The following is a 20,921-nucleotide window of genomic DNA, read 5'->3' as shown; positions in this document are numbered from 1 at the left end:
TCATTATGAAGCAATTTCACCAGTTTTTGTATCATCTTGATTGTACGTATCTTGATCTAATTCACCAAGCCATTTACTTGAAATAAGACCTGCTGTCATAGAGCCACTTACGTTAAGAGCTGTACGCCCCATATCGATTAATGGCTCAACCGAGATAACTAGAGCAACAATACCGATTGGTAAGTTCATTGTAGATAGTACGATTAAAGCTGCGAATGTTGCGCCGCCACCAACTCCGGCAACACCGAATGAGCTAATAGCAACAACAGCGATTAAAGTTAAAATAAATTGTGGTTGTAATGGATCAATTCCTACAGTTGGAGCGACCATCATTGCAAGCATTGCTGGATAAATACCTGCGCAACCGTTTTGTCCGATAGATACCCCAAATGAAGCTGCGAAGTTTGCAATTCCTTCGGAAATACCAAGCTTTTCTTTTTGCGCTTCAATATTTAATGGCATCGCACCAGCACTAGAGCGAGATGTGAATGCAAATGTTAATACAGGGAACACCTTTTTTAAATATTGAATTGGATTTAAACCAGATAGCGCAATTAATAATAAGTGGATAACGAACATTACGATAAGTGCTACGTAAGACGCTAACACGAAGTTGCCAAGTTTTAAAATAGCATTTATGTCGCTACCAGCAACTGTTTTTGCCATAAGAGCTAATACGCCGTATGGAGTAAGGCGTAAAATTAATGTTACCATACGCATTACGATTGCATATACAGCATCAAGCATCTTCTTAAATAGCTCTGCTTGTTCTGGATATTTTCGTTTTACACCTATAAAGGCAATGCCGATAAAGGCTGCAAATATTACGACAGAAATTGTTGATGTTGGACGAGCGCCTGTTAAATCAAGAAACGGATTTGTAGGTAATAGCTCTAATAATTTATCTGGAATTGTTGTCTTTTCAATAGAAGTAAATCTTTCTTCAACTAGTTTCAGACGAGCAGATTCTGCATCACCTTGTTGTAGGCCGGTTGCAGATACATCAAATCCTGCACTTGCAGCGATACCGACAGCTGCAGCGATTCCTGTAGTAAGAATTAAAATACCGATAATAAGGCCACTAATTTTACCAAGGTTTTTCGTTAACTGTAATTTTGTAAATGCTGAAATAATAGATACTAAAATAAGTGGCATAACGATCATTTGAAGTAATTTTACATAACCGTTACCGATTAAGCCAAACCAAGTATTTGATTCAATAATTACTTTAGAAGTTGGCTCATAAATAAATTGTAATATAAGACCGAATAAAATTCCGACTCCTAAAGCGGTAAATACACGTTTATTAAAAGATACATGCTTACGTTGCATATAATATAATACGCCAACTAAGATGAGCATGACTGCAACGTTAATTCCGACAAGCAGTGTATTCATGTTGATTCCCCCTAATTCCAATCTGTTATATAGAATATAAGGTAATAAAACCTATAAGTCAACTAGGAAATCCCGGAATTAAAAAAAAGATGGCAAAATGCCATCTTTTAATGTCCAGCCCCAGGCACAAGTAAGAATGTCGTGTAGTATGTAAATCCTATGAAGAAAACAGTTAAATATGCCCCAAATACGTATATATACATACGCTCTGTTAATTTTAAATAGCTTAAAAGTACGAAGAAACCTGTTTGTCCTAAAAATAGTAGTGCGGCCGGTTGCATATCCCCTACGTAAAACATAACCGAGAAAATTCCAGTCCAAAAGCCGAGAACGCGAAACATGCGCTCCATGCCATCTCCCTCCTTTTCTAAAAAAAGTAAACCTCACCTCATTATAGTTTATTTTTCTTACTATTGTAAATGTTCGTTCATATAAAAAGAAGCCAATTATTATTGGCTTCTTTTTATATGAAAAATTAAATTGTTAGTTTATAATTACAAGATTTACATCCATCTAATAGACTATCATTTCGAGTTAATTCCATGTTAGGGAATAGGATTTCAAAAATCCCTTTCATCATATCTCCGTGCATGTTACAAATTTCAGTTGGATGATGAACAGCAACTTCTTTAAATGGACAATTGTGTACATCATAGAAAATTTTTGTTCCATCTGCACTTAATTCAAATGCAGGTGATAAGCCAGCTGTTGAGAAAGCTTCTTTTGCAATTTGAACTTTTTGTTCCACTGTTAAAGCATCTTCACTCACATTTAAACGTTGCATATGTTGTTGCATTAATTCAGCTCCGAATTGTTTTCCTGTTTCGTATAGCGCTTTCTCACCAGCAGCACCAAGACTAAGTAAAGAATTAAATGCGATTCTTGCTAACAATTGATAATCACGGAATGGAAATTGTAATTGGATAACATCTTCAGATAAGACATACAATCTGCTCGGTCGTCCGCCTTTTCCAGTTTTCTTCGTTTCCGATTTTAGCATATGAACATCTTCTAATTTAGATAAATGTAAACGCGCTACGTTTGGATGAATGTCAAACTCATCTGCAATTTCTTGTACCGTCACGTAACTATGTTTTTGCGAAATATATTTATAAATGTAATAACGAGTTGGGTCAGATAATACACCTGTAATTTTTAAAGCTTGTTCCATGAGGATCTCCACCTTTATCACTTTATCCAAGATAATAACATTATAATACAGATAAACATGAGTATAGGTAATTTCAGACAATAATTCGGAAATTGTTCATAATTTCACAAACATATTTTTCCTTTTTCCTCTATTGAAAATACAAAAGTCCAAATTTTTATTGCGCATGTTTTCATGCTATATACATAGTGAGGAGGGAAAAGTGATGAATGGGATTGAAATTTTTGCGAATGCAATTTTAAAAGAAGCGTGTAGGGTACAAGCGTCAGATTTACATATTGTGCCCCGGCAGAAGGATGTAGCGGTGCAACTACGTATAGGAAAAGATTTAATGACGAGACAGTGTATTGAAAAGGAGTTTGGAGAAAAACTTGTCTCACATTTCAAATTTTTAGCATCTATGGACATAGGCGAGAAACGGAAGCCACAGAATGGTTCGTTGTATTTGCAAATTGATGGACAAGAAGTGTATTTACGCCTTTCAACACTTCCAACAGTATATCAAGAAAGTCTCGTTATTCGCCTTCATTTACAAGCATCTGTTCAGCCCTTATCACATCTTTCGTTATTTCCAAGTACGGCAGCAAAACTACTCTCGTTTTTACGCTATTCACAGGGGCTACTCGTGTTTACTGGACCGACTGGATCTGGGAAGACGACGACAATGTATGCATTATTAGAGGTAATTAGAAAAAAGAAAACACGTCGCATCATTACACTTGAAGATCCAGTTGAAAAAAGAAGTGACGATGTATTACAAATTCAAATAAATGAAAAAGCGGGTCTCACATATGAAACAGGATTAAAGGCTATTTTACGTCATGATCCAGATATTATTTTAGTCGGTGAAATCCGTGATGAAGAAACAGCAAAAATAGCTATAAGAGCAAGTTTGACAGGACATTTAGTAATGACAACACTGCATACGAATGATGCGAAAGGAGCAATCATTCGCTTCATGGATTATGGTATAACGAGGCAAGAGATTGAACAGTCTTTATTGGCTGTAGCTGCACAGCGACTTGTCGAATTGAAGTGTCCGTTTTGCAGAGGAAAGTGCTCAACTTTATGTAAATCAATGAGGCAAGTAAGGCAGGCTAGCATATATGAGCTACTATATGGATATGAGTTAAAACAAGCGCTTAAAGAAGCTGGTGGAGAATGTGTTACTTACAAACATGAGACTTTAGAATCGTCAATACGAAAAGGATATGCTTTAGGTTTTTTAGAAGAAGATGTTTATATTTAAGAAAACTTGGAGTTTAAGTGATCAAGTAGTATTGTTGAAACGTTTAGGAGAATTATTAGAAAAAGGCTACTCTCTTTTACAAGCATTAGAATTTTTACAGTTTCAATTACCTGTAGAAAAGAAAGTACAATTGCAGCGCATGATTGAGGGGTTAAAAGATGGGAAAAGTCTACACGATTCTTTTCATCAGTTAAAGTTTCATCAGGACATGTTAAGTTATTTATTTTATGCCGAGCAACATGGTGATATTTCTTTTGCTTTGCAACAAGGAAGTGCACTTCTTTATAAGAAAGATAAGTATAGGAGAGACATGATGAAAATAATGCAGTATCCTATGTTTTTGATGTTTTTTCTACTAATCATGCTCTTTATTTTTAAACTCATTTTATTACCTCAGGTTGAAATGGTTTATAGTTCGTTCGGTTCTAATACACCACTACTTACAGAATAAATTTTAAGTGCAATAAAACTGTTACCTTACATTATTTTAACTGTTATTATTGGAGGTATTTTATACATGTTGTATTTTAGGAAACTTCCACATATTAGACAGGTAAAAATTATGCTTCGTATTCCCCTCATCAAAACATTTCTTATTTTAAAGCATTCACATTATTTTGCTACTCAGTTGAGTGGTTTATTAAATGGTGGACTATCAGTATGTGAAGCTTTAACAATAATGATGGAGCAAAGATATCATCCGTTCTTTAAATATGAAGCGAGCCGGATTGAAAGACAATTAATTGGAGGAGAACAGTTACAATCTATCATTGCTAAAAGTGGGTATTACGAGAAAGAACTTTCTTATGTTATTACGCATGGACAAGCAAACGGCAATTTAGGGATTGAATTAGGTGACTATAGCGATCTTATTATGGAAAAGATGGAACGGAAAATTAAACATATGTTAGTTATCATTCAGCCTATTTTATTTACATGTATTGGAGGAATCGTTGTCCTTATGTACTTAGCGATGATTATGCCGATGTTTCAAATGATGAATTCTATTTAGGGGGCATTTGTATGCAGAATGAGGAAGGGTTTACTCTGTTAGAGATGCTATTAGTAATGGTTGTCATAACTATATTATTACTATTAATTATTCCGAATGTAGTTACACAGCGCTCATCGGTCCAAGGAAAAGGTTGTGCAGCTTACGTGAAATCTATAGAAGCGCAAATACAAGTATATCAATTACAACATAATAAAATTCCATCGTTAAAAGAACTGACAGATGAAAAGTATATTACAACTGATAAGTGCCCGAATGGCGAATCTATTCATATTTCAGATGATGGCGCAGTATCAATTAGGGCATTGTGAAACAACAGGGGTTTACTTTTTTAGAAATGTTACTCGTTTTATTTGCTATTTCTGTATTAAGTATAGTTACGTATTTTAGTGTTCATTCCTTATACGAGCGACAAAAAGTTGAACAATTTTTGAGACAGTTTTCAAATGATATTTTGTATATGCAGCAATTAGCGATAAACCGTCAAAAGCACTATACATTACGTTGGCATAAAGATAGAAATATGTATGCTATAAAAGAGTCAGGTACAAAGTATTATATCGTCAAGCGAGAGTATGAAGAAGATATACAAATTGATTTGCATACGTTTCCAAATCCGATGACATATAATCCAAGTGGAAATATTAATAGAGGTGGTACGATTATAATTTCGTATCGAAATTATAAATATGAAATTGTATTTCAGCTTGGAAGAGGGAGATTTACGTATCGTGAAATGTCAAAAAGGATCCATAATGGCTGAAATGATTGTATCGTTAAGTGTTTTAATGATGGCTGTATCGTTACTACTACCGCAAACAGTATTAGTTATGCAAGAAAGAAAAAATATACAAATTCGTTATAAGGCAACTGGATTATTAAAAAAAGAAGCAGTTATATATATGTATGGAAATGAAGACAAGCGAATAATAGAAAAGAATATAAATGGAATTGTGTATTACACATATTGGGGAGGCAATGAAGTTTGTACTGTGTGGAGAGATGTGAAAGACAGAATGATGGAACAATGCTTTTATGTAGGAGAAAAAATAAATTAGAATTTGGTTTTTCATTAATAGAAATGATTGTATGTCTGTTTCTATTATCAATATTTTTTTTGCTCTTTCCCCGCCTACATTTCATTGAAATGGAAAATAAACAGTCGAAAGGGTTAAATGATTGGGAGTGGGATGTGTATTTAGGGCAAATGCAATTGGAGTTTCGTGAAGTATCATCTGGAGAACAGCTAGCATTTGAAAATGGAGAAAGTATTTTACGATTCCGATCGCGTAATGGGAGTGAAGTATCGTATGAAAAAGAGAATAGTCGTCTTATAAGAAAGGTAAATAGGCGCGGGAGGGAAGTTGTTTTACAAAATATTGGAACGGTTTCTTACAAACTAACACCTCATGTACTCATTATAAATGTGAAAGATACTAGTGGGAAAATATATGAAGGTGTAGTTATGCGATATAGCGAAATAGGAATAAACGTATGAGAAAGCAAAATGGATTTACAATGCCTGGGACGATTATCTTTCTTATTTTATTAACTTCTTTTTTTTATATACGAAACAAATATGTTGTTTACAGATAAAAATTTTTATATAGAAATAGAACAAAAGTTTTTATTGGATGAACTACTTAACCGATCTATTACAGATATAAAAAAGATTTACAGCAAAAAGAAAAAGAAGGTACATTTTTCTTTCAGTATGAAAAGGGAGAAGCGAGTGGAAATTATGTCTTTGAAAATGATTTAATTCTCGTTGCGTTACAGTGCACACTCAAACAGGAAGCTTTCTATACGGTGGGTTTTCGGTATAGAAAAAAGGATGGGAAAATAGTCGATTGGATAGAAGGATAATATGTAAAATATATGTAAATAAACCAAGGTTTCCTATTGTAAATTAAATTGATTTTTTAGAAGAAATGGATAAATATAATGGTTAAAAGTTTAAATTTTCTCAAAAAAGAGAAAGGTAGAAAGAATATGATATATTCATGCTATCCAATCATTATTTTTAGGGAGAATAGGGAAATGACAAACAACAATCAAATAGGTGAAAATAAGGAACAAACTATTTTTGATCATAAAGGAAATACGATTATGACAGAAGATAGAGAAATACACATTATTTCAAAATTCGAAGAACCTCTTATTGTCGTATTAGCAAATGTACTAAGTGATGAAGAGTGTGATGAATTAATTGAAATGTCTAAAAATAAAATGAAGCGTTCTAAAGTTGGTTCATCACGTGATGTAAATGATATTCGAACAAGTAGCGGTGCATTTTTGGAAGACAATGAACTTACTTCAAAGATTGAAAAACGAATTTCATCTATCATGAATGTTCCTGCGTCGCATGGTGAAGGATTGCACATTTTAAATTATGAAGTGGATCAACAATATAAAGCACACTATGATTATTTTGCGGAACATAGTAGATCAGCTGCTAACAATCGTATTAGTACGCTTGTAATGTACTTAAATGATGTAGAAGAAGGCGGGGAAACGTACTTCCCGAAATTAAATCTTTCTGTACATCCTAGAAAAGGAATGGCAGTATACTTTGAGTATTTTTATCAAGATCAATCACTAAATGAGCTTACGTTACATGGAGGGGCACCTGTAACGAAAGGCGAGAAATGGATTGCAACGCAGTGGGTGAGAAGAGGTACTTATAAGTAAAAGCGAGTGTTACGTTTTGTTCTTCATAGTATAAGAACAAAACGTTTTTTATTAAACAAAGTAGCATCTTTCGTTATAATAACAATTAATAAATGACGATTGAGAGGTCAGAAAATGAAATCTATATACATAACCGGCTATATGGGAGCAGGGAAAACAACAATTGGAAAAGCATTAAGTCAAGAACTTCAAATGGATGTTGTAGATACTGATCAAAAAATCGAAGAGAAGCAAGCGAAGGCAATTCGTGATATTTTTGCCGAAGAAGGCGAAACGGCTTTTCGGGAATATGAAAGCGAAATGTTACGTGCGCTACCAGTCCATAATGTCATTATTACAACTGGTGGGGGAATTATTGAACGAGCGGAAAATCGCAAGTGGATGAAAGAGAACGGAACTGTCGTGTATTTATATTGTGATCCGCACGTAATTGCAGAAAGGCTTCGTGAAGATACGACACGTCCACTATTTCAAAAGAAAGATATAGATGCATTTGTAACGAAATTTGAATCACGTCGAGCTTATTATGAAGAGGCTCACATTCATATCGATACGACAAATAAGTCTGTAAAGCAAATTATGAATGAATTAAAGGAAAAGATTAATGTATAAAAAAGTGGACATACTAATCAAGTAGAGGTGATGATAATATGTCTACTAATGATTATGTTCGCTTTGTGACGCAGCAGTTTGTGTCATATATGGATGCTCCAAAAGAAGATCGAAAACAAAAGAAAGAACAACGCCGTGCTGAAAAAGAGCCATTTATGAATAAGTGGTTTGGGGTTATGCCGCTGAGTGCTGCTTTGTTTTACCGAAATGTAAAAAGTAAAAGAAAAAAATCAAGTTGAATTTTAGTCATATGTTTAGCAAATCAAAAATCCCCTAGTGTCGTATTACACTAGGGGATTTTTATTTACTGCACGGATTCTTGTTCTTCCGTAACGGCATGTATTTTATTGTTCACCCAGACAAATCCAATTCCGATACAAATGGAAATGCCCCATCCAACAGCGGTCATAATCGCTCTCATTTCACCATAGCCATCTACACCAAAAACAGAGATGAAATAAATTTTTAAAAAGCTTTTTAATATAAATTGTAGCCCGAAAAATAACGTTAAATATTGCAGTGCTGGATATATACGACTATCACGATACAGCTCACGACTTTTATCGCGATCATGGCCTTGCAGCGCTGCAATATCTGCTGCGAAATATAACATAAGTGGTTTTTTTATAAAAATTGTACATATAACAATAATGCCGAGTACGATGTGATAATACGCATCGTTCCATAACATTCGTTCAGCTGATCCAGATAATAGATCTACCGTTGTATTAGAAATGAGTGTAATTAAAATAAAGAACCCTGTTACGTTAAACTGTTTTTCTTTTTTAAAGGTATACAGTGTATAAATAATCCCCGGAACAGAGGAAAGTAACATCGCGTAATAAGGATCGATATAAGGTTTTGCAAATTTCCAAATGAGGAATGGGATTACGAGATAAAAGACAAGATCTAATATAGCTTTTTTATTTTGATTCATACAAAGCCTCCTTAAGTCATACATATATTTTATAATATAATTTCTGAAAATTGTATAAGGTTTAATGGGAAAAGAAAAAATATATCAATTTTCGAGGGGGTAGTAGATTGAAAAAAATTGCCCCTAGCGTAGTAAGTTTTTTTAGTATATAATAAAGGAAACGCTTTCATTTTTAATTTGTTCACAAAATGGACGGAAAATCACATATTTACTATCGATATGTTGCTTTATAATGAAACTAATTAAATATACATGCATACAATATTGTGAAATAAATAACATAAATAATCTATATAAATGTAAACGTTATCAAAAGAGAGAGGTGGAGACAATGAGTAAATTTTTCTTCAATCATAATCCAGCAACAGTAGAGGATGGAAGGCTTGTTAAATATGCTGAAATTATTTATGGAGAAGGTGGCCGTTCTGTATTAGAAAATTTAATGGTGAAGGCATCTATCAGATTGCGTGATCGTTATCCGAATAAATCTGACGAGCAGATCTCGAACCTAGTAAATAAAGGCATCCATGATATGTTTCAAAAATATGTGAGCGAGTAAGAGTGGCCAATGGCTGCTCTTATTTTTTTGTATAAGGATTGTAACTCTAGCTGAAAATAAACATGTATTCTGAAAAACGTAAAAAGGAGTGGGAAAGATGAGCAATGGAATTGGACGTTCGAAAGAAAATCTTCCAACTGATGCAAATCATGTGAGCGCGAAGGATCGTGCGTATCAAAAACGCATGGCAAAGCAAAAACAACAAGAGCGTAATGAGGATAGAGAGTAACTCGAAATAAAGCTCCTTCTAAAGCAGAAGGAGCTTTATTTTGATAGAAAATGATTCGCGGTAACATAAAAGAGTCCACCGTTAATAATTTGCACTGTAATACGTGGTTCATACTGTTCTTGCAGAGCTTGTTTTTCAATTTCATAGCTCTCAGGAAGTTCGTCACTTTCTTCATAAAAACGGTTTAAAAGGTCTAAATCATGATTCCAACGCACTCTTGCTTCTTTTGCCCACGTATGGTCATCTTCTGCAATTATATTTTTTAAAGCGTCTTCTATGCGTTGTAAACCGCTTTGAGGTTTAATGATGGGCGAGAGCGTAAAACAAAAATCAGGTATTTTTGGTGTAAGTTTAATGTTTGTTAATGTTTCATGAAAGTTTGCCATCATTGTTCCAGAAATGAGATGAATACCAATCGAGTGAAGGATGTCTTTTTTTCGATCACATTGATAGGAAACTTTTATATTAATACCGAGCCAAGGGTGGAGCGGTGTATGTGTTGCTCCATTATGTCTTACATCCTCATATAAACGTATGTATGAGCCTAATTCTTTTGTCGTTTGGAAAATTTGATGTAGACGTGGTGAACCGTAGTGAATAAGCTCACCATCATTTTCTTCATTTTCTGGATTTGTAATAAGAGTAAGGCGCATCGGATTCGGTACGCCTCCTGTTTTCTCAAGATAGTGCCAATAAAAAGGGCGATTCATTAATAATTTATCCATCTCAATTGTTAACTGTACATCTAATAAATGAGGAGAACGTTCTAAAATTTCACAGTTATTCGCCTCAAAGAAATTGTATAAGTAATTATGAATTTCATGTTGCTGCATAGCCTTGCACCTCAGCTTCATTTCGTTTCGCAAAGTCGATAATAGATGTTAAGTTTTCCATCTTAATTCTAATTTCACCTTCGCTTTTTGATTGCGCGAAAATTTCTTGAATGTGCGCGTCGATGTTTTTCATATTAATTCTCGTTAAAATTTCATCGAGTTCACCGATAACACGCTCGAATAAGTTGATTTTTTCATATAACAGTTTCAGAATATGTTCTTCAACAGTATGCTTTGTAGCTAAGTTATAAATATGAACATCATTCTTTTGACCGAGACGGTGAATACGTCCGATTCTTTGCTCAAGACGCATTGGATTCCATGGCAAATCATAATTGATCATATGGCTACAAAACTGTAAGTTAATGCCTTCTCCGCCAGCTTCCGTTGCAATTAACACTTGGGCACGATTTTGGAAAAGTTCCTTCATCCAATCTTTCTTCCCGCGTTTAAATCCGCCGCGGAATGGGACAGAAGAAATACCGTGTTGTTGTAAAAACCATTGTAAGTACATCTGTGATGCTCGGTATTCCGTGAAAATGACGACTTTATCGTCAATTTCTTTTATAAGCTCTAGAGCTTTAGTTGCTTTCGAGTTGAAAGGAATATGATTAATTTTGTCCATTAGCACATCGATATGTGGATCTTTTATATAATGTTCATTTTCTTTCTGTCTTTTTTCTACATGCTTTTTCAATGAATAGTAAACAGCCTCACGACTACTACACGCTTCCCGTTTTAACGTTAACGATGAGAAAGCAGATGTGAAGGCGTCTTGTCCTCGCCAATTTTCGATATCATTATATAGAGCTTGTTCTTGTTCATTAAACTCAACAAAAATTGTACGTACATGTCTCTTCGGCCAATCGATACCGGTATTATGTCGTCTATTTCGCACCATTACTTTGTTAATGAGAGCTTTTAAGTCTTCATCTGATTCGGCTGAACGATTTTTGGAAGCGTAATATTCTTCAAAGTTGGATTGATTGCCTAAATGTCCTGGTTTTAATAAAGAAACAAGGTTAAAAATTTCATCAATCTTATTTTGAACAGGAGTAGCGGTTAGTAATAAACAAAACTTCTTTTTTAATCGTTGTGCAAATTCATAGTTTTTTGTTTTATTATTTTTCAGTTTATGTGCTTCATCGATAATAATAAGGTCATATTCCAAGTTCAACACGATATCGCGATGTGGTGAACGTTTCGCAGTATCAATTGACGATACAATTACGTCAGCTTGTTCCCATGAGTAGCTTTTCTTTTGTGCTACAGCGGGAATGAAAAACTTTGTATTCAGTTCGTATGCCCATTGTGATACGAGAGAAGCTGGGACAAGTATAAGTACCTTTTTCACGAGCCCGCGGACCATGTATTCTTTCAAAATAAGTCCAGCTTCGATTGTTTTTCCAAGGCCTACTTCATCTGCTAGAATCGCTTTACCATTCATTTGTTCAATCACATTTTGAGCGACTTCTAATTGATGCGGAAGCGGTGTGAAATGGGATAAATGTTTCGGTGCTTGTAGTCCATCAAAAGTAGGAACAAGTAACGATTTTTCTGTTTCATAAGCTAAGTGATATAAATCCCAGTTTGTCCAAGGACCATCTTCGTCAATTCTATTTAAAAAATTGTTTTGCCACGTCCGATCTACGGAAATATCGACATTCATTACAACTCTCCCACCTTTTATAAACTAAAGTAATTATTTTTTAATGTATGATGATTTACCTTAAAAGAAGGCATAATTATCGTTATTAAAGGCTATATGATAGACAATAATAAAGTATTAAATCTCAAAAGCTGTATTTATTGTGTTTTAACATAAAAAATTCTAAATTATTTTTTATGCTAGAATATTGATGAAATATAGCGAATGATGTTAGGATAATGGTGTGAAATGTGTGGAATCTTTCGTATTTTATCCAAGAAAGTGATTTTTTATTTACGCTTTCATAAAAAAATATAATGAGATTCCGTATATCCTATCTTTTCAGAATGAAAATGTTTAGAAAAGGGAAGCAACTTTTATTGATTTGTCAAAGCATAAGGGGGAGAGAGCATGATTACATTACAACGTACACCGTTATTTGATGTATACGCGAAGTATGGTGGGAAAACAATCGACTTCGGTGGTTGGGAATTACCAGTTCAATTTTCAAGCATTAAAGAAGAACACGAAGCTGTACGTACAGCTGCAGGTTTGTTCGATGTGTCTCATATGGGAGAAGTTGAAGTAAAAGGTGTAGATAGTTTAGCATTTTTACAACGTGTTGTTACAAATGACGTATCTACCTTAAAGGTAGGGGGCGCACAATATACAGCTATGTGCTACGAAAATGGTGGTACAGTAGATGATTTATTAATCTACAAACGTGGTGAAGAAGACTATTTATTAGTAATCAATGCATCAAATATCGAGAAAGATTACGAATGGTTAGCAAGTCATGTAATTGGCGATGCGACAGTAGTCAATGTTTCTAGTGAAGTTGCACAGCTTGCAATTCAAGGACCAAAAGCAGAAGGCATTTTACAAAAAGTTGTGTCAGAAGATTTGAAAGAAATTAAGTTCTTTAAATTTAAAAACGATATTCTTGTAGATGGAATTCCAGCACTTGTATCTCGTACAGGTTACACAGGTGAAGATGGATTCGAAATTTACTGTAAGAGTGAAGATGCTGCAAAACTTTGGGAGAAACTTCTTGAAGTTGGAGCAGAAGAGGGCTTAAAAGCATGTGGTTTAGGTGCTCGTGATACACTTCGATTCGAAGCAACATTACCACTTTATGGACAAGAATTATCAAAAGATATTACACCGATTGAGGCTGGAATTGGCTTTGCGGTAAAAACAAATAAAGAAGCAGACTTCTTTGGAAAAGCAACGTTAAAAGAGCAAAAAGAAAACGGTGCGCCTCGTAAATTAGTCGGCATCGAAGTAATCGAACGTGGAATTCCTCGTACGCATTACCCTGTATTTATTGGTGAAGAGAAAATTGGGGAAGTAACAAGTGGTACACAATCTCCAACGTTAAAGAAAAGCATTGGTTTAGCACTAATTGATGTAAAATACGCAGCAGTTGATACAGAAGTAGAAATTGAAATTCGTAATAAACGCGTCAAAGCAGTAGTTGTTCCAACACCATTTTACAAACGTTCAAAGTAACGGGGAGAGGGGTAGATTTCATGTTGCATCGTTATCTTCCAATGACAGAAGAAGACAAAAAAGAAATGTTACAAACGATCGGCGTTCAAACGATCGATGAATTATTCTCTGATATTCCAGAGAGTGTTCGTTTTAAAGGGGATTTAAAAATTAAAGAAGCAAAATCAGAGCCAGAGCTTTTAAAAGAGCTATCTCAAATGGCTAGTAAAAATGCTAACTTAAAAGAATACGCTTCTTTCTTAGGAGCAGGCGTATACGATCATTATGCTCCAGTAATTGTAGATCATGTTATTTCTCGCTCAGAATTTTATACAGCTTATACACCATACCAACCGGAAATTTCACAAGGGGAATTACAAGCAATCTTTGAATTCCAAACAATGATTTGTGAATTAACAGGAATGGATGTAGCAAACTCTTCTATGTATGACGGGGGTACAGCTTTAGCTGAAGCGGCAATGTTAGCAGCTGGCCATACTCGCAAAAAGAAAATTCTTGTATCTAGCGCGGTTCATCCAGAATCAAGAGCAGTACTTGAAACGTATGCAAAAGGTCAAAATCTTGAAGTTGTTGAAATTAATCATAAAGATGGTGTAACAGATTTAGACGTATTACAAAGTGAAGTAGATGATACAGTTGCTTGTGTAATCGTTCAATATCCAAACTTCTTCGGACAAGTTGAAAAATTAGCTGATATTGAAAAAATCGTTCATCAACAAAAATCATTATTTATCGTTTCTTCAAATCCATTATCATTAGGCGCATTAACACCACCAGGGAAATTTGGTGCTGATATTGTAATCGGTGATGCACAACCATTCGGTATTCCAACGCAGTTTGGTGGACCGCACTGTGGTTACTTTGCAACAACGAAAGCATTTATGCGTAAAATTCCAGGACGTCTTGTTGGACAAACTGTAGATTCAGATGGTAAACGTGGATTTGTATTAACGTTACAAGCACGTGAACAGCATATTCGTCGTGATAAAGCGACATCTAACATTTGTTCAAACCAAGCGTTAAATGCATTAGCAGCTTCTGTTGCAATGACGGCACTTGGCAAACAAGGTGTGAAAGAAATGGCACGTCAAAACATTTCTAAAGCACAGTATGCAAAACGTCAATTTGAAGCAAAAGGCTTCACAGTAACATTTGCTGGACCATTCTTCAATGAGTTTGTTGTAGATTGCAAACGTCCAGTGAAAGAAGTAAACGATGCATTATTACAAAAGGATATTATCGGTGGTTACGATCTAGGCCGTGATTATAAAGAGCATGAAAACCATATGCTTGTAGCAGTAACTGAGCTTCGTACAAAAGAGGAAATTGACACACTTGTAAACGAAATGGGGGCTATCCAATGAAGAACCAAGACCAAGCACTTATCTTTGAAGTGAGTAAAGAAGGACGCATAGGATATAGCTTACCCAAATTAGATGTAGAAGAAGTGAAACTAGAAGATGTGTTTGAGAGCGATTATATTCGAGTAGAAGATGCAGAGCTACCAGAAGTATCTGAACTTGATATTATGCGCCACTATACAGCACTTTCAAACCGTAACCACGGTGTTGATTCTGGATTCTATCCACTTGGATCTTGTACGATGAAATATAATCCGAAAATTAATGAGAGTGTAGCTCGTTTCGCAGGATTTGCAAATATTCATCCACTGCAAGATGAAAAGACAGTACAAGGTGCAATGGAATTAATGTACGACTTACAAGAGCATTTAATTGAAATTACAGGTATGGATACTGTTACTTTACAACCAGCAGCTGGTGCACACGGAGAATGGACAGGTTTAATGTTAATTCGTGCATACCATGAAGCGAATGGTGACTTTAACCGTACGAAAGTAATTGTACCTGACTCTGCTCACGGAACGAACCCAGCATCTGCAACTGTAGCTGGTTTTGAAACAATTACAGTAAAATCAAATGAAAATGGCCTTGTTGACTTAGAAGACTTAAAACGTGTTGTAAACGAAGAAACAGCAGCACTTATGTTAACAAATCCTAATACATTAGGTCTATTCGAAGAAAATATTTTAGAAATGGCAGAAATCGTCCATAATGCAGGCGGTAAATTATACTATGATGGTGCAAACTTAAATGCGGTATTAAGCCAAGCACGCCCAGGAGATATGGGATTTGACGTTGTGCATTTAAACCTTCATAAAACATTTACAGGTCCTCACGGCGGTGGTGGCCCAGGTTCTGGTCCAGTAGGTGTGAAAGCTGATTTAATTCCGTACTTACCAAAACCGATTTTAGAGAAAACGGAAAGTGGTTATCACTTCAACTACGACCGCCCAGAAGCAATTGGTCGTGTGAAACCATTCTATGGTAACTTCGGAATTAACGTTCGTGCATACACGTATATTCGCTCTATGGGTCCAGATGGTTTGCGTGCAGTAACGGAGTATGCTGTATTAAATGCGAACTATATGATGAGAAGATTAGCGCCATTCTATGATCTTCCATTCGATAGACATTGTAAGCATGAATTTGTATTATCAGGTCGTCGTCAAAAGAAACTTGGTGTACGTACATTAGATATTGCAAAACGTCTGCTTGATTTTGGTTACCATCCACCAACAATTTACTTCCCATTAAATGTGGAAGAATGTATTATGATTGAGCCGACAGAAACAGAATCAAAAGAAACATTAGATGGTTTCATTGATAAGATGATTCAAATCGCTAAAGAAGTAGAAGAAAATCCAGAAGTTGTACAAGAAGCACCGCATACGACAGTCATTAAACGTTTAGACGAAACGATGGCTGCACGTAAACCAGTTTTACGTTATGCAAAGCCAGCTCCTGTACAAGTTTGATTAGAATAACAAAAGAAGAACTCGCTGAGGCGGGTTCTTTTTTTGTATGGATAATTTGTCCCGCATTAACGGACAGTAAACTTCCAACTCAAAACTTAGCTGGTGCAAAGAAGTCAGGTGGGAGATAAACTGTCCGTAAATGCCCGATTGGCTCAACTAATAATCAGTGGGGATGAACAAAAATCCCCACTGATTAAAGTTTCACTTTATGCAGAAATAGTGAAGAAAATGTTAAAAAAATATATTTTTTGTTTCCTAATGGTGTAAAGGTGTAGTTTTATAGGTAGTTTTGTTGAAAAAGTCGGTTTGATAAAAGTATTTATTTTTGTTAGAATTTTATTGAAATTAAGAAGATGTGATGAGGCAAAGATTACTCATTTTTATGTATATGTGAAAAAACGAACAAGACGGGGGTGAAAGTGTGGGATATCGATGTTATAGAATGGTATACCATTTAGAAAATGGAGAAACAATTAAAGATGTAAAAGAATTTTGCTATCGAGACCAAGGAAAAGTGTTAGAAAGAGTAGCAAATCGTGTAATGGATAATAGAGAAGTGACGGCGATTGATAAACAAGGAACAATCATTTCAATAGCATGTGAGGACATTGTAAAGGTAGAACTTGATTACATAACAGAAAGTTAACCTTGAGTCATATCGAATTATTCGATAAAATAAACTGTTGAATGGTGAAGTGAGAAGAGAGGAGTTTATCATGGGTAGTACAAGACACTTTTATATGTTTATCTTAGCGTTTGTTCTTGTTGTGGCATTAACGATTTACTTAATTGTTGACAGCAGCTGGTACAACACAGTTCATCCGGCATTCCTTCTGTTTATGTATATAGGAATTGCAGTAGTAAGTTTCGGAATGAGAGACGAGATGTTAGATCGCTTTGAAAAGTGATACATATACGAAAGACCAACAGGAAAATGTTGGTCTTTTTTTCTTGGGGAAATTTCAAAAAGGCACCTTCTTCAATAACGACAATACGAGAGCAGTAGTTTATAAAAAGAAACGCTATTTGGCACATCTTTCGGAGTATGTAATATAAAGCTGAAAACGATGATGAGAATAAGAAATAGGAAAAATAAAAATAGGATTTGCTTATGTATAGAATTTTGCATATTATCCACTCCTTTTTTAGGTAGTATGTCCAAAAGAAAGGAGTGTATGAAAAATGTTAGGAGGGGAGAATGATGAACAAAAGAAAATGGTTATATAGAATAGGAATATTTTTATTTTCAATCGGTCTCATATTAGCAAATGTTTACTCGGATATACCACCGTTATTTCCAAGTTTACATAAAAGGGTTGGTATAAGTATTGCCATAGTTGGTCTGTTTTGTCTTATCACATCTAACTTCTACAGAAAGTCTGAATGAATATAAAAAAGGACAGTTACTCTTTTTCAGAAGTACTGTCCTTTTTTAATAACTTATTCCATAGTTTGGCGATACTCCATATAATGACGATTGCAATGGAGGCGATAATGGACCAAACAATTGATATAATTTCAAGTGTCATGTTAGGAAGGAATGTGAGAATGGATAATACTTTATGAAACAATGATTCTATTATATGAAAACTTATTTGTAATAGAATGACGATACCAAGTGTGATCCATGCTAATATTTTCTTTCCTTGTTCTTTCCACATGACATTCACCTCACGTTAGCTTAATAGTTTTAAGCCAACAGCGCCGCATAGAATACAGCTTAAGAAAGCAAGACGACGCCAATCCGCTGATTCTCGGAAAATGAGAATGCCTAGAAGTGCACTTCCAGCAGTTCCGATTCCAGTCCAAATTGCGTAAGCAGTTCCCATCGGTAATGTGTTCATCGCAAGAGATAAGAAGAAGAAGCTTACGCCGAAGTTAGCGATTAAAATAACTTTTGGTGCCCAGCCTTTCTTTTCAGTGGCTACTTTCATAAAGAGTACACCAATAATTTCACAAATACCAGCTAGAATTAAAAATACCCAAGCCATTTTATGCGGCCTCCTTCGCTTCTTTTTCTTCTGTTACTCGTTTTAAACCAATTACTCCGAAGAAGATTAAACCGATTAATAAAACTTTTACGATAGAGAAAGGTTCTCCGAAGATGAAAATCTCTGTAAGAACGATTCCACCAGCTCCGATTCCTGTAAAGACTGCGTATACAGTGCCGACAGGTAAATCTTTATAAGCTCTAAATAATAAGACGAAACTAATTGTAATTAATAGAGCAACACCAGCCCATTCAAGTGGTGCCTCTGCTTTTTTTAGTCCAATCACCCAAAATATTTCAATAATACCAGCGATGATTACATAAATCCATGCCATATGTCATTTCTCCTTCCTACCAGTCGTTAGGTAAAGGGCTTAAAAACGACGCATTGCAAAGGAGCAATCCGTCAGTTTGAAAGTCCGCGCCAAAATACTTTCCAAGAAGCGTCTAAACGTGTCTCAAAACGATTTAAACCTGCGTATAATAGTTCAACCATAAGACCGTCGAGTAAGCATAGAAAAGCCTCTAAGGCGTCTTTTACTTCAATGTTATGCAGCTCATCTTGTTCGCTTGCTCTTTTAAATACAGGGAATAAAAGTTTTCCGACGTTTTCAATGTGTACATTTGCTTTATTAATAATTTGTTCGCGAAATGCATCAGGCGGAAAATAAGAAGTTCGTAACCAAAACATTGATTCTTCACTTTCACCAAATCGTTTTGCATACCCTTTTAATAATTTTAAAAGCAATTCTTCAGTGGACGAATTGGAAAAGCTTTCGATATCGCCTGTGAAGCTCTGCAAATCTTTTTGAAGAGCAGATTCTAAGCATATGAAATATAGCTCTTCTTTTCCTTTAAAGTGTGCGTAAATCGATGGTTTTTTAATCCCAACTTCTTGAGCAATATTTGCCAATGAAGTTCCTTCATAGCCGTAGCGTGCGAAATGAGAAAGTGCTACAGCTTTAATGCGGTTTGCTGTCATTTTCATCCCCTACCTACCGTTCGTTAGGTTCATTATATGAGATGGGAAATATAATGTCAATAGGTGAAGAGCTGAGAAAGAGCGTTATAAGTAACGCTCTTTTTAGACAGTCTCTCGCTCAATTAAATGGAATGAAAGTTCTTTTGCACTGCCGACAATTTGCTCGCTTTGGATCTGCTTATGGAATAAAGAAAAAGCATGTGAGCCCATTGCGAGACCGGGATGTTCAATTGTGGAAATTTCTAATGCCTTTGAAATTTCATGATTATCAAATCCAAGGATAGCAAGGTCTTCAGGTACTCGAATACCATGTTTTCGAGCCTCTGTTAATAAACCAGCTGCAACTTGATCGTTCGCTGTGAAAATAGCAGTTGGACGATTTTTCATATTTAAAATACGATGGAGTATTTGTGCTCCGTCCTGCATTGTATAGCATTGGTGGAAAATCCATTCAGGATGCAACGTTTTCCCTTCGTTACGAAGTGTATCGGCGAACGCTTTTTCGCGCTCCATGGAATTTACACTTGTTTTTCTTGCTAAACAAATTCCGATTTTTTCATGGCCTCTACTTAGTAAATAGGCAGTACCAAGACGGAAACCTTCATAATGATCTACGTAGATGGATGAAATGAGGGGATGCTTCATTTTTTCACATGAAATAATAGGGGCAAATTTTGCAAAAGGTTCGATTTGTTCCCAAGAGCTCGTTCGGGAGCAAATAATCATCCCATCAAATTGTTTCATTTTCATCATTTCAAGAACACGAATTTCTTCAATGCTATCGTAATTCGTTTGACATAAATTAATATGATACCCAGCTAATAACGCTTTGTTTCCGATTCCTTCAATAATCGTACTGAAGTAGGGGAGGTTAATGAAAGGAAGCATAACGCCAATTGTATATGTTTTCCCTCTTATTAAATGGACAGCATTTATATTTTTTGCGTAGTTTAATTCTTCAACAGCATCTAGAACACGCTTACGCTTTTCTTCTTTTACGTAAGGGTGATTATTCAGGACACGAGAAACAGTTGATATCGATACACCAGCAGTTTTAGCAATTTGTTTTATATTGGCCATATGTATCACCTCTTTCCCTTATTATAAAGGGAAAATAATAAGAAAGAAAAAATCTTGACCTGAAAAGCTTTTCACAAACTATGGTATTAATAAGACTTCTTTTTATTCGCGTAACCTTTTCACTTGGGCGTAAGAATGATAGGGGTCTTTTTTGTTTGCAAAAAGTGTTGTCAAAATGTGTG

General features: G+C 35.2%; 28 protein-coding genes and 2 pseudogenes. 18 read left to right on the top strand and 12 right to left on the bottom strand.

Features of this window, described 5'->3' with window-relative positions; translation table 11 throughout:
* Positions 1 to 3: 3 nt before the first annotated feature.
* The 3 genes from ACUN13_RS02655 to ACUN13_RS02645 all read right to left on the bottom strand — a co-directional run bounded on the left by ACUN13_RS02655 (position 4) and on the right by ACUN13_RS02645 (position 2,569).
* Positions 4 to 1,398: an L-cystine transporter gene (locus ACUN13_RS02655; RefSeq protein WP_001094345.1), complete on the bottom strand. Its 1,395-nt coding sequence runs from the start codon at positions 1,396 to 1,398 to the stop codon at positions 4 to 6.
* Between the two features lie 107 nt (positions 1,399 to 1,505).
* On the bottom strand, positions 1,506 to 1,748 hold the full coding sequence (locus tag ACUN13_RS02650; protein WP_000440716.1) for a DUF2626 domain-containing protein: 243 nt from the start codon (positions 1,746 to 1,748) through the stop codon (positions 1,506 to 1,508).
* Positions 1,749 to 1,873: 125 nt separating this feature from the next.
* A complete protein-coding gene (locus tag ACUN13_RS02645; RefSeq protein WP_000434125.1) occupies positions 1,874 to 2,569 on the bottom strand; it encodes a helix-turn-helix transcriptional regulator in 696 nt (231 codons plus the stop codon).
* Between the two features lie 205 nt (positions 2,570 to 2,774).
* On the opposite strand from ACUN13_RS02645, the gene comGA reads away from it, so the two are divergent.
* The 10 genes and pseudogenes from comGA to ACUN13_RS02595 all read left to right on the top strand — a co-directional run bounded on the left by comGA (position 2,775) and on the right by ACUN13_RS02595 (position 8,372).
* The gene (gene comGA / locus ACUN13_RS02640; protein WP_445423653.1) at positions 2,775 to 3,818 is read left to right on the top strand and encodes a competence type IV pilus ATPase ComGA; all 1,044 of its coding nucleotides are present in this window, start codon (positions 2,775 to 2,777) and stop codon (positions 3,816 to 3,818) included.
* Positions 3,805 to 4,830: pseudogene (gene comGB, locus ACUN13_RS02635) on the top strand (competence type IV pilus assembly protein ComGB). Before comGA ends, comGB begins: the two are co-directional and overlap by 14 nt.
* Before the next feature lie 11 nt (positions 4,831 to 4,841).
* Complete coding sequence (comGC, locus tag ACUN13_RS02630; RefSeq protein ID WP_001178687.1) at positions 4,842 to 5,141, top strand: competence type IV pilus major pilin ComGC; 300 nt, start codon at positions 4,842 to 4,844, stop codon at positions 5,139 to 5,141.
* Entirely contained in the window at positions 5,138 to 5,593 is a 456-nt protein-coding gene (gene comGD, locus ACUN13_RS02625; RefSeq protein WP_000813141.1) for a competence type IV pilus minor pilin ComGD, read from the top strand. Before comGC ends, comGD begins: the two co-directional genes overlap by 4 nt.
* Positions 5,586 to 5,888 (top strand): hypothetical protein, encoded by a 303-nt coding sequence (locus tag ACUN13_RS02620; RefSeq protein ID WP_025687688.1) that lies wholly within the window; start codon positions 5,586 to 5,588, stop codon positions 5,886 to 5,888. The genes comGD and ACUN13_RS02620 overlap by 8 nt, the downstream gene beginning before the upstream one ends.
* Entirely contained in the window at positions 5,858 to 6,328 is a 471-nt protein-coding gene (gene comGF, locus ACUN13_RS02615; RefSeq protein ID WP_000923101.1) for a competence type IV pilus minor pilin ComGF, read from the top strand. The genes ACUN13_RS02620 and comGF overlap by 31 nt, the downstream gene beginning before the upstream one ends.
* A pseudogene (gene comGG, locus ACUN13_RS02610) lies at positions 6,325 to 6,696 on the top strand (competence type IV pilus minor pilin ComGG). The gene comGF and the pseudogene comGG overlap by 4 nt, the downstream one beginning before the upstream one ends.
* A gap of 174 nt (positions 6,697 to 6,870) precedes the next feature.
* Entirely contained in the window at positions 6,871 to 7,521 is a 651-nt protein-coding gene (locus ACUN13_RS02605) for a 2OG-Fe(II) oxygenase (RefSeq protein WP_000183863.1), read from the top strand.
* A gap of 114 nt (positions 7,522 to 7,635) precedes the next feature.
* A complete protein-coding gene (locus ACUN13_RS02600) occupies positions 7,636 to 8,133 on the top strand; it encodes a shikimate kinase (RefSeq protein ID WP_000836659.1) in 498 nt (165 codons plus the stop codon).
* Positions 8,134 to 8,171: 38 nt separating this feature from the next.
* Positions 8,172 to 8,372, top strand: a complete 201-nt coding sequence (locus ACUN13_RS02595; protein WP_000106083.1) for a YqzE family protein — start codon at positions 8,172 to 8,174, stop codon at positions 8,370 to 8,372.
* 65 nt (positions 8,373 to 8,437) lie between these two features.
* On the opposite strand, the gene ACUN13_RS02590 is transcribed toward ACUN13_RS02595, so the two are convergent.
* Together ACUN13_RS02590 and ACUN13_RS02585 are read right to left on the bottom strand one after the other, a co-directional pair.
* Positions 8,438 to 9,070 carry a VC0807 family protein gene (locus ACUN13_RS02590; RefSeq protein ID WP_001073111.1) on the bottom strand — a complete coding sequence of 211 codons (633 nt, stop codon included), beginning with the start codon at positions 9,068 to 9,070 and terminating at the stop codon, positions 8,438 to 8,440.
* 141 nt (positions 9,071 to 9,211) lie between these two features.
* Positions 9,212 to 9,328, bottom strand: a complete 117-nt coding sequence (locus ACUN13_RS02585) for a hypothetical protein (RefSeq protein WP_001987222.1) — start codon at positions 9,326 to 9,328, stop codon at positions 9,212 to 9,214.
* A gap of 73 nt (positions 9,329 to 9,401) precedes the next feature.
* Here ACUN13_RS02585 and ACUN13_RS02580 point away from each other — a divergent pair, with 73 nt between their 5' ends.
* Entirely contained in the window at positions 9,402 to 9,629 is a 228-nt protein-coding gene (locus ACUN13_RS02580; RefSeq protein WP_000032702.1) for a hypothetical protein, read from the top strand.
* Between the two features lie 97 nt (positions 9,630 to 9,726).
* Complete coding sequence (locus ACUN13_RS02575; RefSeq protein WP_000064668.1) at positions 9,727 to 9,858, top strand: hypothetical protein; 132 nt, start codon at positions 9,727 to 9,729, stop codon at positions 9,856 to 9,858.
* Between the two features lie 35 nt (positions 9,859 to 9,893).
* Here the strand turns inward: ACUN13_RS02575 and ACUN13_RS02570 are convergent, their stop codons facing one another.
* Both ACUN13_RS02570 and ACUN13_RS02565 read right to left on the bottom strand, forming a co-directional pair.
* Positions 9,894 to 10,691 (bottom strand): YqhG family protein, encoded by a 798-nt coding sequence (locus tag ACUN13_RS02570; protein WP_001183964.1) that lies wholly within the window; start codon positions 10,689 to 10,691, stop codon positions 9,894 to 9,896.
* Positions 10,678 to 12,360 carry a DEAD/DEAH box helicase gene (locus ACUN13_RS02565; RefSeq protein ID WP_001100040.1) on the bottom strand — a complete coding sequence of 561 codons (1,683 nt, stop codon included), beginning with the start codon at positions 12,358 to 12,360 and terminating at the stop codon, positions 10,678 to 10,680. Before ACUN13_RS02565 ends, ACUN13_RS02570 begins: the two co-directional genes overlap by 14 nt.
* Positions 12,361 to 12,750: 390 nt before the next feature.
* Here ACUN13_RS02565 and gcvT point away from each other — a divergent pair, with 390 nt between their 5' ends.
* The 6 genes from gcvT (at position 12,751) to ACUN13_RS02535 (ending at position 18,074) form a co-directional block, all read left to right on the top strand.
* Positions 12,751 to 13,851, top strand: coding sequence for a glycine cleavage system aminomethyltransferase GcvT (gene gcvT / locus ACUN13_RS02560; protein ID WP_000631769.1), 1,101 nt, complete (start codon positions 12,751 to 12,753; stop codon positions 13,849 to 13,851).
* A gap of 20 nt (positions 13,852 to 13,871) precedes the next feature.
* Positions 13,872 to 15,215, top strand: a complete 1,344-nt coding sequence (gene gcvPA / locus ACUN13_RS02555) for an aminomethyl-transferring glycine dehydrogenase subunit 1 (RefSeq protein ID WP_445423652.1) — start codon at positions 13,872 to 13,874, stop codon at positions 15,213 to 15,215.
* Positions 15,212 to 16,687, top strand: coding sequence for an aminomethyl-transferring glycine dehydrogenase subunit 2 (gene gcvPB / locus ACUN13_RS02550; RefSeq protein ID WP_000795703.1), 1,476 nt, complete (start codon positions 15,212 to 15,214; stop codon positions 16,685 to 16,687). The genes gcvPA and gcvPB overlap by 4 nt, the downstream gene beginning before the upstream one ends.
* Before the next feature lie 442 nt (positions 16,688 to 17,129).
* Positions 17,130 to 17,333, top strand: a complete 204-nt coding sequence (locus ACUN13_RS02545) for a DUF3929 family protein (protein ID WP_000262496.1) — start codon at positions 17,130 to 17,132, stop codon at positions 17,331 to 17,333.
* Between the two features lie 70 nt (positions 17,334 to 17,403).
* Entirely contained in the window at positions 17,404 to 17,595 is a 192-nt protein-coding gene (locus ACUN13_RS02540) for a hypothetical protein (RefSeq protein WP_000535933.1), read from the top strand.
* A gap of 290 nt (positions 17,596 to 17,885) precedes the next feature.
* Positions 17,886 to 18,074, top strand: a complete 189-nt coding sequence (locus ACUN13_RS02535; RefSeq protein ID WP_002164431.1) for a hypothetical protein — start codon at positions 17,886 to 17,888, stop codon at positions 18,072 to 18,074.
* Positions 18,075 to 18,090: 16 nt separating this feature from the next.
* On the opposite strand, the gene ACUN13_RS02530 is transcribed toward ACUN13_RS02535, so the two are convergent.
* The 5 genes from ACUN13_RS02530 to ACUN13_RS02510 all read right to left on the bottom strand — a co-directional run bounded on the left by ACUN13_RS02530 (position 18,091) and on the right by ACUN13_RS02510 (position 20,739).
* The gene (locus tag ACUN13_RS02530; RefSeq protein WP_000265430.1) at positions 18,091 to 18,348 is read right to left on the bottom strand and encodes a DUF3975 family protein; all 258 of its coding nucleotides are present in this window, start codon (positions 18,346 to 18,348) and stop codon (positions 18,091 to 18,093) included.
* A gap of 15 nt (positions 18,349 to 18,363) precedes the next feature.
* Positions 18,364 to 18,678 (bottom strand): DMT family transporter, encoded by a 315-nt coding sequence (locus ACUN13_RS02525; RefSeq protein ID WP_000312623.1) that lies wholly within the window; start codon positions 18,676 to 18,678, stop codon positions 18,364 to 18,366.
* Position 18,679: 1 nt separating this feature from the next.
* The gene (locus ACUN13_RS02520) at positions 18,680 to 19,012 is read right to left on the bottom strand and encodes a DMT family transporter (RefSeq protein ID WP_000312339.1); all 333 of its coding nucleotides are present in this window, start codon (positions 19,010 to 19,012) and stop codon (positions 18,680 to 18,682) included.
* Between the two features lie 71 nt (positions 19,013 to 19,083).
* Positions 19,084 to 19,665, bottom strand: a complete 582-nt coding sequence (locus ACUN13_RS02515; RefSeq protein WP_002005730.1) for a TetR/AcrR family transcriptional regulator — start codon at positions 19,663 to 19,665, stop codon at positions 19,084 to 19,086.
* A 96-nt stretch (positions 19,666 to 19,761) separates the two neighbouring features.
* Positions 19,762 to 20,739 carry a LacI family DNA-binding transcriptional regulator gene (locus ACUN13_RS02510; protein WP_025687690.1) on the bottom strand — a complete coding sequence of 326 codons (978 nt, stop codon included), beginning with the start codon at positions 20,737 to 20,739 and terminating at the stop codon, positions 19,762 to 19,764.
* Positions 20,740 to 20,921: the final 182 nt, after the last annotated feature.

The organism is Bacillus cereus group sp. Bce041, assembly GCF_052646455.1.
Note: the sequence above shows the minus strand (reverse complement) of the source record. Positions and strands in the feature narration are given on the sequence as shown.